This window comes from Streptococcus oralis (assembly GCF_003942875.1).
GTDB lineage: Bacteria > Bacillota > Bacilli > Lactobacillales > Streptococcaceae > Streptococcus > Streptococcus oralis_BX.
Window position 1 is genome coordinate 1 of the sequence record NZ_RMVK01000002.1, and the last position, 15,253, is coordinate 15,253.

At 40.8% G+C, this 15,253-nt stretch carries 11 protein-coding genes and 1 pseudogene; 10 read left to right on the plus strand and 2 right to left on the minus strand.

Annotated features, from left to right (window positions below):
* Positions 1-106 (plus strand): annotated as a pseudogene (locus tag D8844_RS02135) (IS200/IS605 family transposase); the annotation flags it as partial.
* 135 nt (positions 107-241) lie between these two features.
* Here D8844_RS02135 and D8844_RS02140 read toward each other — a convergent pair.
* Complete coding sequence (locus tag D8844_RS02140; RefSeq protein WP_125421568.1) at positions 242-715, minus strand: arginine repressor; 474 nt, start codon at positions 713-715, stop codon at positions 242-244.
* 519 nt (positions 716-1,234) lie between these two features.
* Entirely contained in the window at positions 1,235-3,517 is a 2,283-nt protein-coding gene (locus D8844_RS02145; RefSeq protein WP_125421571.1) for a Xaa-Pro dipeptidyl-peptidase, read from the minus strand.
* Positions 3,518-3,927: 410 nt separating this feature from the next.
* On the opposite strand from D8844_RS02145, the gene D8844_RS02150 reads away from it, so the two are divergent.
* The 9 genes from D8844_RS02150 to sdbB all read left to right on the plus strand — a co-directional run bounded on the left by D8844_RS02150 (position 3,928) and on the right by sdbB (position 15,220).
* Positions 3,928-7,029, plus strand: a complete 3,102-nt coding sequence (locus D8844_RS02150; RefSeq protein WP_125421574.1) for a DNA polymerase III subunit alpha — start codon at positions 3,928-3,930, stop codon at positions 7,027-7,029.
* A gap of 80 nt (positions 7,030-7,109) precedes the next feature.
* The gene (gene pfkA / locus D8844_RS02155; RefSeq protein ID WP_049479007.1) at positions 7,110-8,117 is read left to right on the plus strand and encodes a 6-phosphofructokinase; all 1,008 of its coding nucleotides are present in this window, start codon (positions 7,110-7,112) and stop codon (positions 8,115-8,117) included.
* Between the two features lie 66 nt (positions 8,118-8,183).
* Entirely contained in the window at positions 8,184-9,689 is a 1,506-nt protein-coding gene (gene pyk, locus D8844_RS02160) for a pyruvate kinase (RefSeq protein ID WP_042902347.1), read from the plus strand.
* Between the two features lie 160 nt (positions 9,690-9,849).
* Positions 9,850-11,109: a UDP-N-acetylglucosamine 1-carboxyvinyltransferase gene (gene murA, locus D8844_RS02165; RefSeq protein WP_125421577.1), complete on the plus strand. Its 1,260-nt coding sequence runs from the start codon at positions 9,850-9,852 to the stop codon at positions 11,107-11,109.
* A gap of 15 nt (positions 11,110-11,124) precedes the next feature.
* Positions 11,125-11,676, plus strand: coding sequence for a GNAT family N-acetyltransferase (locus tag D8844_RS02170; RefSeq protein ID WP_001028745.1), 552 nt, complete (start codon positions 11,125-11,127; stop codon positions 11,674-11,676).
* A complete protein-coding gene (gene spxR, locus D8844_RS02175) occupies positions 11,669-12,946 on the plus strand; it encodes a CBS-HotDog domain-containing transcription factor SpxR (protein ID WP_000033809.1) in 1,278 nt (425 codons plus the stop codon). The genes D8844_RS02170 and spxR overlap by 8 nt, the downstream gene beginning before the upstream one ends.
* A 15-nt stretch (positions 12,947-12,961) precedes the next feature.
* Positions 12,962-13,822, plus strand: coding sequence for a methionyl aminopeptidase (locus D8844_RS02180; protein WP_125421580.1), 861 nt, complete (start codon positions 12,962-12,964; stop codon positions 13,820-13,822).
* A gap of 125 nt (positions 13,823-13,947) precedes the next feature.
* Entirely contained in the window at positions 13,948-14,655 is a 708-nt protein-coding gene (ccdA2, locus tag D8844_RS02185) for a thiol-disulfide oxidoreductase-associated membrane protein CcdA2 (RefSeq protein WP_000443810.1), read from the plus strand.
* 19 nt (positions 14,656-14,674) lie between these two features.
* On the plus strand, positions 14,675-15,220 hold the full coding sequence (gene sdbB / locus D8844_RS02190; protein ID WP_049505738.1) for a thiol-disulfide oxidoreductase-associated lipoprotein SdbB: 546 nt from the start codon (positions 14,675-14,677) through the stop codon (positions 15,218-15,220).
* Positions 15,221-15,253 lie beyond the last annotated feature (33 nt).

Genomic DNA, 15,253 nt, shown 5'->3' on the forward strand with positions numbered 1-15,253 from the left:
AGCCACAATTAAGAAATATATTCAAGAACAGGAAAAGCATGATATAGCACTAGATAAATTAAGTGTAAAAGAATATGAGGATCCCTTTAGGGATAGTGGTAAGTAATACTAAAGCCTCTTTAAGAGGCAAGTGACGAGTCAAGAGCAATGAGGCTTGAACAACGTGAAAGCCAGCGCCTTTAGGCGCTGGCTGGTGATTTGGGCTTATAGCCCTGGTGCAAACCACCCGTTAGACGGGTGGTTATGATTCACTAAAGAAAAATGGTGGTGCATATTTTTTAAGACTTTCAAAGCATGCTTGCGCTTTTGTAGCATCTTCACATATAATCATGCAGACATCGTCTCCACAAAGGGTTGCAACGATATCTGGAAAGGCCAAGGAATCAATTACAGATCCAAATGATTGGGCTAAACCGGGTAAGGTTTTCAAAATAACTTGGTGTTGGACAGGACGCAACATAACAAGAGCATCTTCCATATAATTTTCGAGACGTTTTTCCCACTTGGAGATAGAGCCTGTATTTAACACGTAGTAAGAATTGTCTTCTTCTCGTACTTTTGAAAGGTTCATGGTTTTGATATCGCGTGATAAGGTAGCCTGAGTAACTTTGATATCATTTTCCGCTAACAAGGCTTGTAATTCAGCTTGAGTATGGATTTTGTTTTTTGAAACGAGGGCGCGGATAAGTTGGTGTCTGTGTTCTGATTTGTTCATAAAGTAAGTACTCCTTTTACAAGGTACAGTAGCGTGGACTGAACGATAACGTCAGTCGGGTGGTAGGCGGTATTGTCACGTATGATGATTTCACAGTCAGTAGGATAAAGAACTAGATGGAGAGATTCTCCTTCTTTTAACTTGTCACTAGTTGCGTGCAGATAAACTGGGTAACAATCCGTTCATCTACATTGATGTTCTTTAATGACAGTGAATCATTCAATTTGGGTAGCTTTTTGTCACGGCTTGTTGTGAATTTACTCTAAATGTAATTCACAGAGATTTCCAACATGTGGTCTGGTAGCGTGTATGATAAATGGTTACACATGTTGGTTAGAGGGAGTATCTTTTGTCCAAGTTCTATCTAGGGGCTTCTAAAATGCTTTCAGATGAACTGGATTTGATACGAAGTTTATGTTTGATTCGACTGTTCAAGTGGAAAGCCTTGGTTATAGGAAGTTCAATGGTCAAATTCATTGACTTTTCCTTTGAATCCTTCCATATTGAAAGTCTGGTACATTATACCTTTTGACAAGGTAGGATAAGACTAGACTGTGCTAAATCAACAGTCAAGTGATAGTCTGTATTATCTCGAATTGTAATCTCAAAGTCTGTGGTGTAGAGAACCAAACGGAGAGTATCTCCTTCTTTAAGTTTGTAGATAGTTGGTTGAAGCTCTAGCTTGAAGTCCATCCATTCATTTGGTTGGATTTCTTCAATCGTCAAGAGATTGGTTCGATTTTGAAGATTAAGGTAGCCTTTGGTGATGACACGTTGGGCACTTGGGTTGAATGGCAGTTCACAGAGATTTTCTAACATGTGGTAACGACCATTATCAATGGTTCTAGCACTTAAAACAGCTGGATAAGGCTGAAGATATTTCTTTTGTCCAAGTTCTAACAGTTGGGCTGATAATAAGCCCTTGTTCGTACTCGATTTGACACGAAGTTTCAGCTCCACTCGCCCATTTAAGTGAATGTCTTGACTTACTGGAAGGTCAATGGTAATCTGATTAGCTTTTCCTTGGAAAAGTTCGGTGTTGAAAGTCTGGTAAGTCTTACCATAACGATCAAAATCTTTTTGATCATACTGGTTTTGAATCACTTTTTCTTCAGTTTCAAGAGAGAAGGTATGCAGTTCATCCTGTTTGCCAAAGCTATCAAGACCTTTCCATCTTTGCGGTGCGATATTGTCCTGCCAGATGACAGTCGGAAGTTGATAGCCTGAGTCAATTCCTAACAATTTCTTACTTAACAAGGCATTCATGGACTCGCGGAAGTCGATCGACTGCCAGTTATTCATATAAACATGGGCACCGTGATGGAAAAAAAGGTGCTTATTGATATGGCTAGGAAGGGCATGAAACATTTGGTAAACATGAAGAGGTTTGACGTTCCAATCCTGGGAACCATGCGTAAAGACGACCTCAGCTTGAACCTTGTGAGCATTGAGCAGATAGTTGCGGTCATGCCAAAACTGATTGTAGTCACCAGTCTTGCGATCGAGTTTCTCTTTAACCTTTTCTAAGTCTGCTTGATGAGCTCCATTACCACGAATATAGTCACCAGCTTGGAGGTTGCGGGAGTAGGTCAGTTCAGCAAGTGAGTCAAAATCCTCACCTGGATAGCCCCCTGGGCTGGTCACTAGACCATTTTCCCGATAGTAGTTGTACCAAGAGGAAATACCTGCTTCTGCGATGATCACTTCTAAGCCATCAACACCAGTGGTGGCGAGACCATTGGACATGGTACCTAGATAGGAAATTCCTGTTGTTGCAACTTTGCCGTTTGACCAGTCAGCCTTGACTTGGCGCTTGCGCGTGTGGTCCGTGAAAGCACGACAACGACCATTGAGCCAATCAATGACATTTTTATAGGCCTCAATTTGCTGGTAGTCACCATTGGTCATCAAACCTTGGGAATCTTTGGTTCCAACACCCGATACATAGAGATTGGCAAATCCTCGTGGGAGGAAGTAGTCATTTAGAGTATATGAGCTATTGATGTGAGTTAGCTTTTCTTCAGCTTCAGAAACAAGTTCGGCTTTGCCAAGAGGTTCGACAAAATCAATCTCAGGCTTCTCAAGTTCAATAATGTGGGGAGGCTTGACCTCAAGCTCTCCTTCCATCTTGTAGAGAGCTTTGTCGCTGGCTTTGTCGTTGGTTCCTTGGTGATAAGGACTGGCAGTCATAACCGCTGGAATCTGTCCATCATAGCGAGGACGAATAATACTAACCTTGACTAAGTCAGGGAGTCCGTCTTTATCAGTATCCACACGGCTCTCGACATACACGACTTCACGAATGACATTGTGAGTAGAGAAGGTTGCCAAGCTCTTGCCATTAAAGTAGTGGTAGTGATTATCTTCTGCAATGAGTCCATCACTAACAAGCTGATCGATGAGCGTGTTTCCTTTTTTCGTTCGCGTATTGAGTAACTGATAAAGATTTTCAATGAGATCTCCATAAACAATAGGAAAACCAGTTTCTTTACGGAACTGTTCGGCATCCTCAAAGTCAACAAGATAGCTAAATCCTAAAAGTTGAAAAGCTACTGTGTAGAAAATCTCTGCAGTTAACTCACGGTCTGACTGGAAAAAAGTTACTAAATCTGTTTCTTTATCCGCAGCCAAAGTCGACAAGGCATAATCCGTGTTAGAATAAGTGAAAAAACTCCAACGAATAAAGTCTTCAAACTGTCTTTTTAAGGACAGTTGGGGTGACAGCTTTAGACCAATACCTTCTAATTCTTCAAATCGTTGAGAACTAGTGGTTGGTTGATAGCTGAATTGATTAAAACGCATGGCGTTCTCCTTTAAAGTGATAAATTTATTATATCAAAAAAAGAGGAAAAATGGAATAAATAAACTCAAATGAAATAAATTTTAAAAACAGGAATGGGCTTTAAGCAAGTTATTATAAAATATTGAATAAATCCTGTAATTAAAAGCCACTTTAGAGATATTTATATGTAAATTTGCATATAGAATATTACTTTAATATTCGTCACTCAGTATAAAAATGTCTAAAATTACTATTAAAACTATTATAAGATATAGACATTTTATTGCTCTTGATTTTCTTTTTCGAGAAATATAAAGGACTAACAGTTGAAAAAAATCAAAAGAGGTTTTGAAAGAAAGAGTCTGAGCCAGTTCATTATGGAACTTAAAATGGTATAATAGTAGTAAAACGAAAGCAAGGAGGAGAAGAAATGATTGCACAGCTCGACACCAAGACTGTTTATAGTTTTATGGAAAGTGTGGTTTCGATTGAAAAATATGTACAAATGGCTAAAGAATACGGCTATTCTCACCTTGCTATCATGGATGTGGATAATCTCCATGGAGCCTATCATTTTCTAGAAGCAACTCGTAAGCATGGCATTCAGCCTTTAATTGGTTTAGAAATGACCTTGGTCAAAGATGAGGAGAATCTCTCTCTACGTTTTCTAGCCCGATCCACTAAAGGTTATCAAGAGTTGATGAAGTTATCCACTTTAAAAATGACTGGACGGAAAAATTGGTCTGACTTCACCTCCCACCTCGAAGATGTGGCCATTATTGTTCCCTATTTTAATGGGGTCGAACAGTTGGATTTGGGGCACGATTATTTTATCGGTGTCAGTCCAGATACTCCTCAAGAAGTCTTTACTAGGCCCATTCTTCCAGTCTATCAAGTCAACTCTTTTGAAAAAGAAGACCTACAGGTTTTACAAATCTTGTCAGCAATCAAGGACAATGTCAGTCTGAGAGAAGTGGATCTACATTCACAACAGGGAATCTTTCTACCTGCCTCAGACTTGGAAGCTCGATTTAAAAATCGCTTCCCTCAGGCCCTTGCTAATCTCCAAGGTCTGATAGAGAAGGTAAGCTATCAAATCGACCCAAGTTTAAAACTCCCTCGCTTTAATCCTGAAAGACCAGCGGTGGAAGAGCTTCGAGAGAGGGCTGAGAAAGGCTTGATTGACAAGGGGCTAACCTCAGCTATCTATCATGAGCGACTGAATAAGGAATTAGCTGTGATTCATGATATGGGATTTGACGACTATTTTCTTGTAGTTTGGGATTTGCTCCGTTTTGGACGTTCCCAAGGATATTATATGGGAATGGGGCGTGGTTCTGCGGTTGGTAGTCTGGTGGCTTACTCACTGGATATTACAGGAATTGACCCCGTTGAGAAGAACTTGATTTTTGAGCGCTTTTTAAATCGTGAGCGCTATACCATGCCTGATATCGATATCGACATTCCTGACCTCTATAGGCCGGAGTTCATTCGCTATGTTCGTGATCGCTATGGCAGTCAACATGTGGCACAGATTGTCACTTATTCGACCTTTGGAGCAAAACAGGCAATTCGTGATGTTTTCAAACGCTATGGCGTTCCAGAGTACGAATTAACAAATATTACGAAAAAAATCAGTTTCCGAGATACGCTAACGACGGCCTATGAAAAGAATTTGCAATTTAAACAGGTCATCAATAGCAAGATTGAATACCAAAAAGCTTTTGAGATTGCTCGAAAGATTGAAGGGTATCCTCGTCAGACCTCTATCCATGCGGCCGGAGTCGTTATGAGTGACCAAGACTTGACGGACTATATTCCTCTAAAATATGGTGAGGATATGCTGATTACCCAGTATGATGCTCATGGTGTCGAAGCTAATGGCCTTTTAAAAATGGATTTCCTAGGTCTACGTAACCTAACTTTTGTCCAAAAAATGCAGGAATTACTGGCTGAGTCAGAAGGTATTAATCTGAAAATCGAAGAGATTGACTTGGAAGACAAAGAAACTCTGGCTCTCTTTGCTGCTGGAAATACCAAGGGGATTTTCCAATTTGAACAACCTGGCGCCATTCGACTCTTGAAACGAGTTCAGCCGCAAGTCTTTGAAGAGGTAGTAGCAACGACATCCCTCAACAGACCAGGTGCTAGTGATTATATTGATAACTTTGTCGCTCGTAAGCACGGGAAAGAAAAGGTGACGGTGTTAGACCCTGCCTTGGAGGACATTCTGTCATCAACCTATGGTATTATGCTCTATCAAGAGCAGGTCATGCAGGTTGCTCAGCGTTTCGGAGGATTCAGTCTTGGTAAAGCCGACATTCTCAGACGAGCCATGGGTAAGAAAAATGCTAAAGAGATGCATTTGATGAAGGAAGATTTTATCACAGGAGCTATGAAATTGGGGCATACAGAAGAAAAGGCTAATCAAGTTTTTGCAGTGATGGAAAAGTTTGCCGGCTATGGATTTAACCGATCCCACGCTTATGCCTACTCAGCCCTGGCTTTCCAACTAGCTTATTTCAAGACACACTATCCTGCTATTTTCTTTCAAGTTATGTTGAATTATTCCAGTAGCGATTACATTGTAGATGCATTGCAGATGGGCTTTGAAGTGGCTCCTTTAGGAATCAACAGCATTCCCTATCATGATAAAATTTCTCAGAAGAAAATCTATCTTGGTCTAAAAGCCATTAAGGGAATGCCAAGAGATTTGTCTTACTGGATTATTGAAAATCGTCCTTTCTCAAGCATTGAAGATTTTGTCACACGTCTTCCCAAGAATTACAAGAAACTGTCGCTTTTGACGCCTTTGGTTGAACTAGGGCTTTTTGATGAATTTGACAAGAATCGCCAGAAAATCTTAGTAAACCTACCAAACTTATTTGTTTTTGTTGAGGAGTTGGGTGGTCTCTTTGCAGATGCAAGCTATAGCTGGACTGAGGCGGATGATTTTACGGAAGCAGAGAAATTTTACAAGGAGCAGGAACTAGTCGGGGTAGGTATCAGTGCCCATCCTCTCCAAACTCTTGCCAAACAAGCCCTATATCCGACGACGCCAATCGCTAATCTAACCGAGGGAACTCAAGCCACTCTCTTAGTTGAAGTGCAAAAGATTAAAGTGATTCGAACCAAGAAAGGCGAGAGTATGGCTTTTCTACAGGTTCATGATAGTAAGTCTCGGATGGATGTAACTGTATTTTCAGACCAATATAGAAAATTTGCTTCCAATTTATCCGAAGGGAAATTTTACTACATCAATGGCAAAATTCAATCTCGAGATGGTCGTCTGCAAATGATTGCACAAGATTTGAAAGAAGCAGTGGCGGAACGATTCTGGATTCAAGTTAAAAATCATGAATACGATAAAGAGATTTCAAATATCCTAGAACAATACAAAGGCCCAATTCCTGTCATTATCAGGTATGAAGAGGAAGGAAAAACGGTTGTTTCTACACAACATTTTGTAAGAAAAGATTCTGCTCTAGAGGAAAAGTTAGAGGGAATTGCTATGAAAACGATTTATCGCTAAAAATACGGAAAATAGAAGAATTTTCGATTTAAATGTGGTATAATCAGTAAGAATGTTAAAAGAAAAAGGAGCATAACCAAATGAAACGTATTGCTGTTTTGACCAGTGGTGGAGACGCCCCTGGTATGAATGCTGCCATCCGTGCAGTAGTTCGCCAAGCAATCTCAGAAGGAATGGAAGTTTTTGGTATCTATGATGGATACGCTGGTATGGTTGCCGGTGAAATTTATCCACTTGATGCTGCTTCAGTAGGAGACATCATTTCTCGTGGTGGTACTTTCCTTCACTCTGCTCGTTACCCTGAGTTTGCACAACTTGAAGGTCAACTTAAAGGGATTGAGCAATTGAAAAAACACGGTATCGAAGGAGTCGTAGTTATCGGTGGAGACGGTTCTTATCACGGAGCTATGCGCTTGACTGAGCATGGATTCCCAGCTATCGGACTTCCAGGAACTATTGATAACGATATCGTAGGTACTGACTTTACAATTGGATTTGATACTGCAGTTACGACAGCTATGGATGCGATTGATAAGATTCGTGATACATCATCAAGTCACCGTCGTACTTTCGTTGTTGAAGTAATGGGACGTAACGCTGGCGATATCGCTCTTTGGGCAGGTATCGCAACTGGTGCTGACGAAATCATCATCCCTGAAGAAGACTTCAAGATGGAAGATATCGTTGCAAGCATCAAAGCTGGTTATGAATGTGGTAAGAAACACAACATCATCGTTTTGGCTGAGGGAGTTATGTCTGCGAATGAGTTTGGTAAGAAACTCAAGGAAGCTGGAGACACTAGTGACCTTCGTGTAACTGAACTTGGACACATCCAACGTGGTGGTTCACCAACCGCTCGTGACCGTGTATTGGCATCACGCATGGGTGCACACGCTGTTAAACTTCTTAAACAAGGAATCGGTGGTGTCGCTGTTGGTATCCGTAACGAGAAAATGGTTGAGAATCCAATTCTTGGAACAGCAGAAGAAGGAGCTTTGTTTAGCTTAACAGCTGATGGTATGATCGTTGTTAACAACCCTCATAAAGCTGATCTTGAACTTTCTGATTTGAACAAGAGCTTGTCCTAATCAACTTTCATTAATTTGGTAACATGACCATAAAAGGTCGAATTATATAAAGGAGTCACAAAAATCATGAACAAACGTGTAAAAATCGTTGCAACTTTAGGTCCTGCGGTTGAAATCCGTGGTGGTAAAAAATTCGGTGAAGACGGATACTGGGGTGAAAAACTTGACGTTGAAGCTTCAGCTCAAAATATTGCTAAATTGATTGAAGCAGGAGCAAACACTTTCCGTTTCAACTTCTCACACGGTGACCACCAAGAACAAGGTGAGCGTATGGCAACTGTTAAACTTGCTGAAAAACTTGCAGGTAAAAAAGTTGGTTTCCTTCTTGATACTAAAGGACCTGAAATCCGTACAGAATTGTTTGAAGGTGACGCAAAAGAGTACTCTTACAAAACTGGTGAAAAAATCCGTGTTGCAACTAAACAAGGAATCAAATCAACTCGTGATGTGATTGCTTTGAACGTTGCTGGTGCCCTTGATATCTACGATGATGTTGAAGTTGGTCACCAAGTTTTAGTTGACGATGGTAAATTGGGTCTTCGTGTTTTCGCAAAAGACGATGCAACTCGTGAATTTGAAGTAGTCGTTGAAAATGACGGTATCATTGCTAAGCAGAAAGGTGTAAACATCCCTAACACTAAAATTCCTTTCCCAGCTCTTGCTGAACGTGATAACGATGATATCCGTTTCGGTTTGGAACAAGGTATCAACTTCATCGCGATTTCATTCGTACGTACTGCAAAAGACGTCGACGAAGTTCGTGCAATCTGTGAAGAAACTGGTAATGGTCACGTTCAATTGTTTGCGAAAATCGAAAACCAACAAGGTATCGATAACTTGGATGAAATCATTGAAGCTGCTGACGGTATCATGATCGCTCGTGGTGACATGGGTATCGAAGTACCATTCGAAATGGTTCCAGTTTACCAAAAAATGATCATCACTAAAGTGAACGCGGCAGGTAAAGTTGTTATCACAGCAACAAACATGCTTGAAACAATGACTGAAAAACCACGTGCAACTCGTTCAGAAGTATCAGACGTATTTAACGCTGTTATCGACGGAACTGACGCTACAATGCTTTCAGGTGAGTCTGCAAACGGTAAATACCCACTTGAGTCAGTAACAACAATGGCTACAATTGACAAGAACGCACAAACTCTTCTTAACGAATACGGACGTTTGAACTCAGATACATTCGAACGTAACTCTAAGACAGAAGTTATGGCTTCAGCTGTTAAAGATGCTACTAACTCAATGAACATCAAATTGGTTGTTACTCTTACTAAGACTGGTCACACAGCTCGTTTGATTTCTAAATACCGTCCAAATGCTGATATCTTGGCATTGACATTCGACGAATTGACAGAGCGTGGATTGATGTTGAACTGGGGTGTTATCCCAATGTTGACTGAAGCTCCATCATCAACTGATGATATGTTCGAAATCGCTGAACGTAAAGCAGTTGAGGCAGGCCTTGTAGAATCTGGTGACGATATTGTTATCGTTGCAGGTGTGCCACTTGGAGAAGCTGTTCGTACAAACACAATGCGTATCCGTACAGTACGTTAATCTAACACAAAAACCTATCATTTCAGGCTGAAAAGCTTGAGTGATAGGTCTTTTTTTATCAAAATGAGATGGTATTTAGTAAATAGGAATGGGAAAAAACTGAAAATTATGGTATAATAGAATGAAAAGACCTTTTTAGTAAATTTTGAAAGAGTAAAACATGAGAAAAATTGTCATCAATGGTGGACGTCCATTGCAAGGTGAGATCACCATTAGTGGTGCTAAAAATAGTGTTGTAGCGCTTATTCCAGCTATTATCTTATCAGATGATATTGTCACTTTAGATTGTGTTCCAGATATTTCAGACGTTGCTAGTCTTGTCGAAATCATGGAGATTATGGGGGCGACTGTTAAGCGTTATGAGGATGTCTTGGAGATTGATCCAAGAGGTGTTCAAAACATTCCTATGCCTTATGGCAAGATTAATAGCTTGCGTGCTTCTTATTATTTCTACGGAAGTCTTTTAGGTCGCTTTGGTGAAGCTACAGTTGGACTTCCTGGTGGATGTGATCTGGGGCCTCGTCCGATTGACCTTCACTTAAAAGCCTTTGAAGCCATGGGTGCTAAGGTCAGCTATGAGGGAGATAATATGAATTTATCTGCCCAAGGCAAGGGGCTTCATGGCGCAAGTATTTACATGGATACCGTCAGCGTTGGTGCAACGATTAACACCATGATTGCTGCGGTTAAAGCTAAGGGACGCACTGTCATTGAAAATGCGGCTCGTGAACCGGAAATTATCGATGTTGCTACCCTTTTGAACAACATGGGGGCCCATATTCGTGGTGCTGGGACTGATATTATCATTATTGATGGTGTCGAGAAACTTCATGGAACGCGTCACCAGGTTATTCCAGACCGTATCGAAGCTGGAACCTATATTTCACTTGCTGCAGCGGTAGGAAAAGGAATTCGCATTAACAACGTTCTCTATGAACACTTAGAAGGGTTTATCGCCAAACTAGAGGAAATGGGCGTTCGTATGACGGTCTCAGAAGACAGTATCTTCGTTGAAGAACAGTCTGGTTTGAAGGCCATTAATATCAAAACAGCTCCCTATCCAGGGTTTGCAACCGATTTGCAACAGCCTATCACGCCACTTTTACTAACTGCCCAAGGTCGTGGAACCATCATTGATACGATTTATGAGAAACGTGTCAATCATGTCTTTGAGTTAGCAAAAATGGATGCGGATATTACGACTACAAACGATCACATTATTTACAACGGTGGTCGTAAGTTACACGGGGCAAGTGTAAAAGCTACAGACTTGCGAGCTGGTGCTGCACTTGTCATTGCTGGTTTGATGGCTCAGGGCCAGACTGAAATTACGAATATTGAGTTTATCCTTCGTGGCTACTCAGATATTATTGAAAAATTGCGTAGTCTTGGAGCAGATATTATACTCGTTGAAGACTAAGCCGTTGAGGTGATTATGAATATTTGGACCAAATTAGCAATGTTTTCTTTTTTTGAAACGGAGCGCTTGTATTTGCGTCCTTTCTTTTTTAGTGACAGTCAAGCGTTTTTCGAGATTGCTTCAAACCCTGAGAATTTGCAGTTTATTTTTCCCAGTCAAGCAAGTTTGGAAGAAAGTCAGTACGCACTTGCTAACTATTTTATGAAGAATCCTCTAGGGGTTTGGGCAATTTGTCTCCAAGGGAATCAGGAAATGATTGGCTCCATTAAATTTGAAAAAATCGATGAAATCAAAAAAGAAGCAGAAATTGGTTACTTCTTAAAAAAAGATTCTTGGTCACAAGGTTTTATGACAGAAGTGGTTACCAAGCTATGCCAGCTTTCCTTTGAAGAATTTGGTTTAAAACAATTATCCATCATCACTCATTTGGAGAATCAAGCTAGTCAAAAAGTAGCCTTAAAATCGGGCTTTAGCCTCGTACGACAGTTTAAGGGGAGCGATCGCTATACACGAAAAATGAGGGACTATCTTGAATTTCGATACATAAAAGGAGAATTCAATGAGTAAACACCAGGAAATTTTGTCCTATCTGGAAGAGTTGCCAATTGGGAAGAGAGTTAGTGTTCGCAGTATTTCCAATCACCTAGGTGTTAGTGACGGAACAGCCTATCGAGCTATCAAAGAAGCTGAAAATCGTGGCATCGTTGAAACTCGGCCACGTAGTGGAACCATACGAGTCAAGTCCCAGAAAGTGGCTATTGAGCGGCTAACCTATGCTGAAATTGCTGAAGTCACCTCCTCTGAAGTTTTAGCTGGTCAGGAAGGGTTGGAGAGAGAGTTTAGCAAATTCTCCATTGGGGCTATGACAGAGCAAAATATCCTGTCCTATCTCCATGATGGTGGTCTTTTGATCGTAGGAGACCGCACTCGCATTCAACTTTTAGCCTTGGAAAATGAAAATGCAGTCCTTGTAACGGGTGGTTTTCATGTCCAGGACGATGTCCTTGAGTTGGCTAATAAAAAAGGGATTCCAGTTCTAAGAAGTAAACATGACACTTTTACAGTAGCGACCATGATTAACAAAGCCCTCTCAAATGTTCAAATTAAAACCGATATTCTGACAGTTGAAAAGCTCTATCGTCCCAGTCATGAGTATGGTTTTTTGAGAGAAACCGATACAGTCAAAGACTATCTAGACTTGGTCCGTAAGAACAGAAGTAGTCGTTTCCCAGTCATTAACCAACACCAAGTGGTTGTTGGGGTTGTTACTATGCGTGACGCAGGAGATAAATCCCCCAGCACGACGATTGACAAGGTGATGACACGAAGTATCTTTGTAACAGGATTAGCGACCAATATTGCCAATGTCAGTCAACGAATGATTGCAGAAGACTTTGAGATGGTTCCCGTTGTCAGAAGTAACCAAACCTTGCTCGGTGTCGTAACACGACGAGATGTCATGGAAAAGATGAGCCGTTCCCAAGTTTCAGCTTTGCCGACTTTCTCCGAGCAAATCGGGCAAAAGCTTTCTTATCATCATGATGAAGTCGTCATTACTGTTGAGCCCTTCATGCTGGAGAAAAATGGTGTCCTTGCTAATGGAGTCTTGGCTGAAATCCTCAATCACATGACCCAAGACCTTGTTGTCAATAGCGGGCGCAATCTTATCATAGAGCAGATGCTGATTTATTTCTTGCAGGCTGTGCAGATAGATGATACTCTGCGGATTCAGGCTCGGATTATTCACCACACGAGACGTTCAGCTATTATTGATTATGATATTTATCATGGTCATCAGATTGTTTCAAAAGCAAATGTTACGGTTAAAATTAATTAGAATCTAGGAGAAAAAATGATAACTTTAAAATCAGTACGTGAAATCGAAGCCATGGACAAGGCTGGTGATTTCCTAGCAAGTATCCATATCGGCTTACGTGATTTGATTAAGCCAGGCATGGATATGTGGGAAGTTGAAGAGTACGTTCGTCGACGTTGTAAAGAGGAAAATTTCCTTCCTTTACAGATAGGTGTGGATGGTGCTGTTATGGATTACCCCTATGCCACTTGTTGCTCTCTCAATGACGAAGTAGCTCACGCTTTTCCACGTCATTACATCTTGAAAGATGGTGATTTGCTCAAGGTTGACATGGTACTGGGTGGTCCGATTGCCAAATCCGACCTCAATGTCTCTAAACTCAATTTCAACAATGTTGAGCAAATGAAAAAATACACCCAAAGTTATACTGGTGGTTTAGCTGACTCATGTTGGGCTTATGCGGTTGGTACACCGTCTGAAGAAGTGAAAAACCTGATGGACGTGACCAAGGAAGCTATGTATAAAGGGATTGAGCAAGCAGTTGTTGGCAATCGTATCGGTGATATCGGTGCAGCCATTCAAGAATACGCTGAAAGTCGCGGTTACGGTGTCGTTCGCGATTTGGTTGGTCATGGTGTTGGTCCAACTATGCACGAGGAGCCAATGGTTCCTAACTACGGTATTGCAGGCCGTGGACTCCGCCTCCGTGAAGGAATGGTACTAACCATTGAACCCATGATCAATACTGGTGACTGGGAAATCGATACAGATATGAAGACTGGCTGGGCTCATAAGACTATAGATGGCGGCCTGTCTTGCCAATATGAACACCAGTTCGTGATTACCAAAGACGGTCCAGTTATCTTGACTAGTCAAGGTGAAGAAGGAACGTATTAAAAAAAGGAGCTTAGCTCCTTTTTTTGTGTCAAATTTTATCAAAATAAATAAGCGTAGCAGACTTCTTACAAATTTATTCTTTTGTAGTAAAATAGGATTAGAATTTTGAGAAAGTAGGTAATTCGTTGGAGTCGATTATATTTCTAGTATCCGTTTTTTTAGCTGGTATCCTGTCCTTCTTTTCACCCTGCATCTTTCCTTTGCTACCTGTCTATGCTGGTATTTTACTGGATGATCAGGGAAATTCGAAAAGCTTTCGCTTTTTTGGAAGAGACGTTGCATGGTCTGGTTTAATTCGAACCTTGTGCTTTATTGCAGGAATCTCCCTTATTTTCTTTATTTTAGGATTTGGAGCTGGATTCCTAGGGCACATGCTCTATGCAGACTGGTTTCGTTATGCTATGGGAATAGTCATTATTCTTTTAGGGCTTCACCAGATGGAAATCTTGCATTTCAATAAACTGGAGATTCAAAAGACAGTCACCTTCAAACAATCCAAGTCTAATCACTATCTGTCAGCCTTTTTACTTGGGATAACCTTTAGTTTTGGTTGGACCCCTTGTATCGGACCAGTCTTAAGTTCAGTCTTGGCTCTAGCAGCTTCCGGTGGCAATGGTGCTTGGCAAGGAGCCGTGTTAACATTAGTATACACATTGGGAATGGCCCTTCCTTTCATTGTTTTGGCCTTGGCTTCGGGCTGGATTATGCCCTATTTTAGTAAATTAAAACCCCATATGATCCTACTAAAGAAAATCGGGGGAGCTTTGATTATTTTGATGGGATTATTATTAATGCTAGGGCAATTAAATGCCTTGTCAGGAATTCTTGGATAATTGGATAAAAGGAGAAAAAATGAAAAAAATTATTTTTGCTGGATTGAGCCTCATGTCTCTATTCTTGTTGATTGCCTGTGGTGAAAAAGAAACCAAACAGACAAGCAGTCCCAAACAACCTGCTGTACAACAAATCGCAGTCGGTAAAGATGCACCAGACTTTACCTTGCAGTCTATGGATGGCAAAGAAGTCAAGTTATCAGACTATAAAGGGAAAAAGGTCTATTTGAAATTCTGGGCTTCTTGGTGTGGACCATGTAAAAAAAGCATGCCTGAGCTGATGGAATTAGCTGCCAAACAAGATCGAGACTTTGAAATCTTGAGTGTCATTGCACCTGGTCTACAAGGTGAAAAAACAGTTCAAGACTTTCCAAAATGGTACCAAGAACAAGGCTACAAGGATATTCCAGTTCTATATGATACGCAAGCAACTACCTTCCAAGCCTACCAAATTCGTAGTATTCCAACAGAATACTTGATAGACAGTCAGGGTAAAATCGGAAAAATCCAATTTGGTGCTATTAGCAATGCTGATGCAGAAGCGGCTTTTAAAGAAATGAAATAAAGAAAAAATCGCGAAGAAAATCGCGATTTTTTT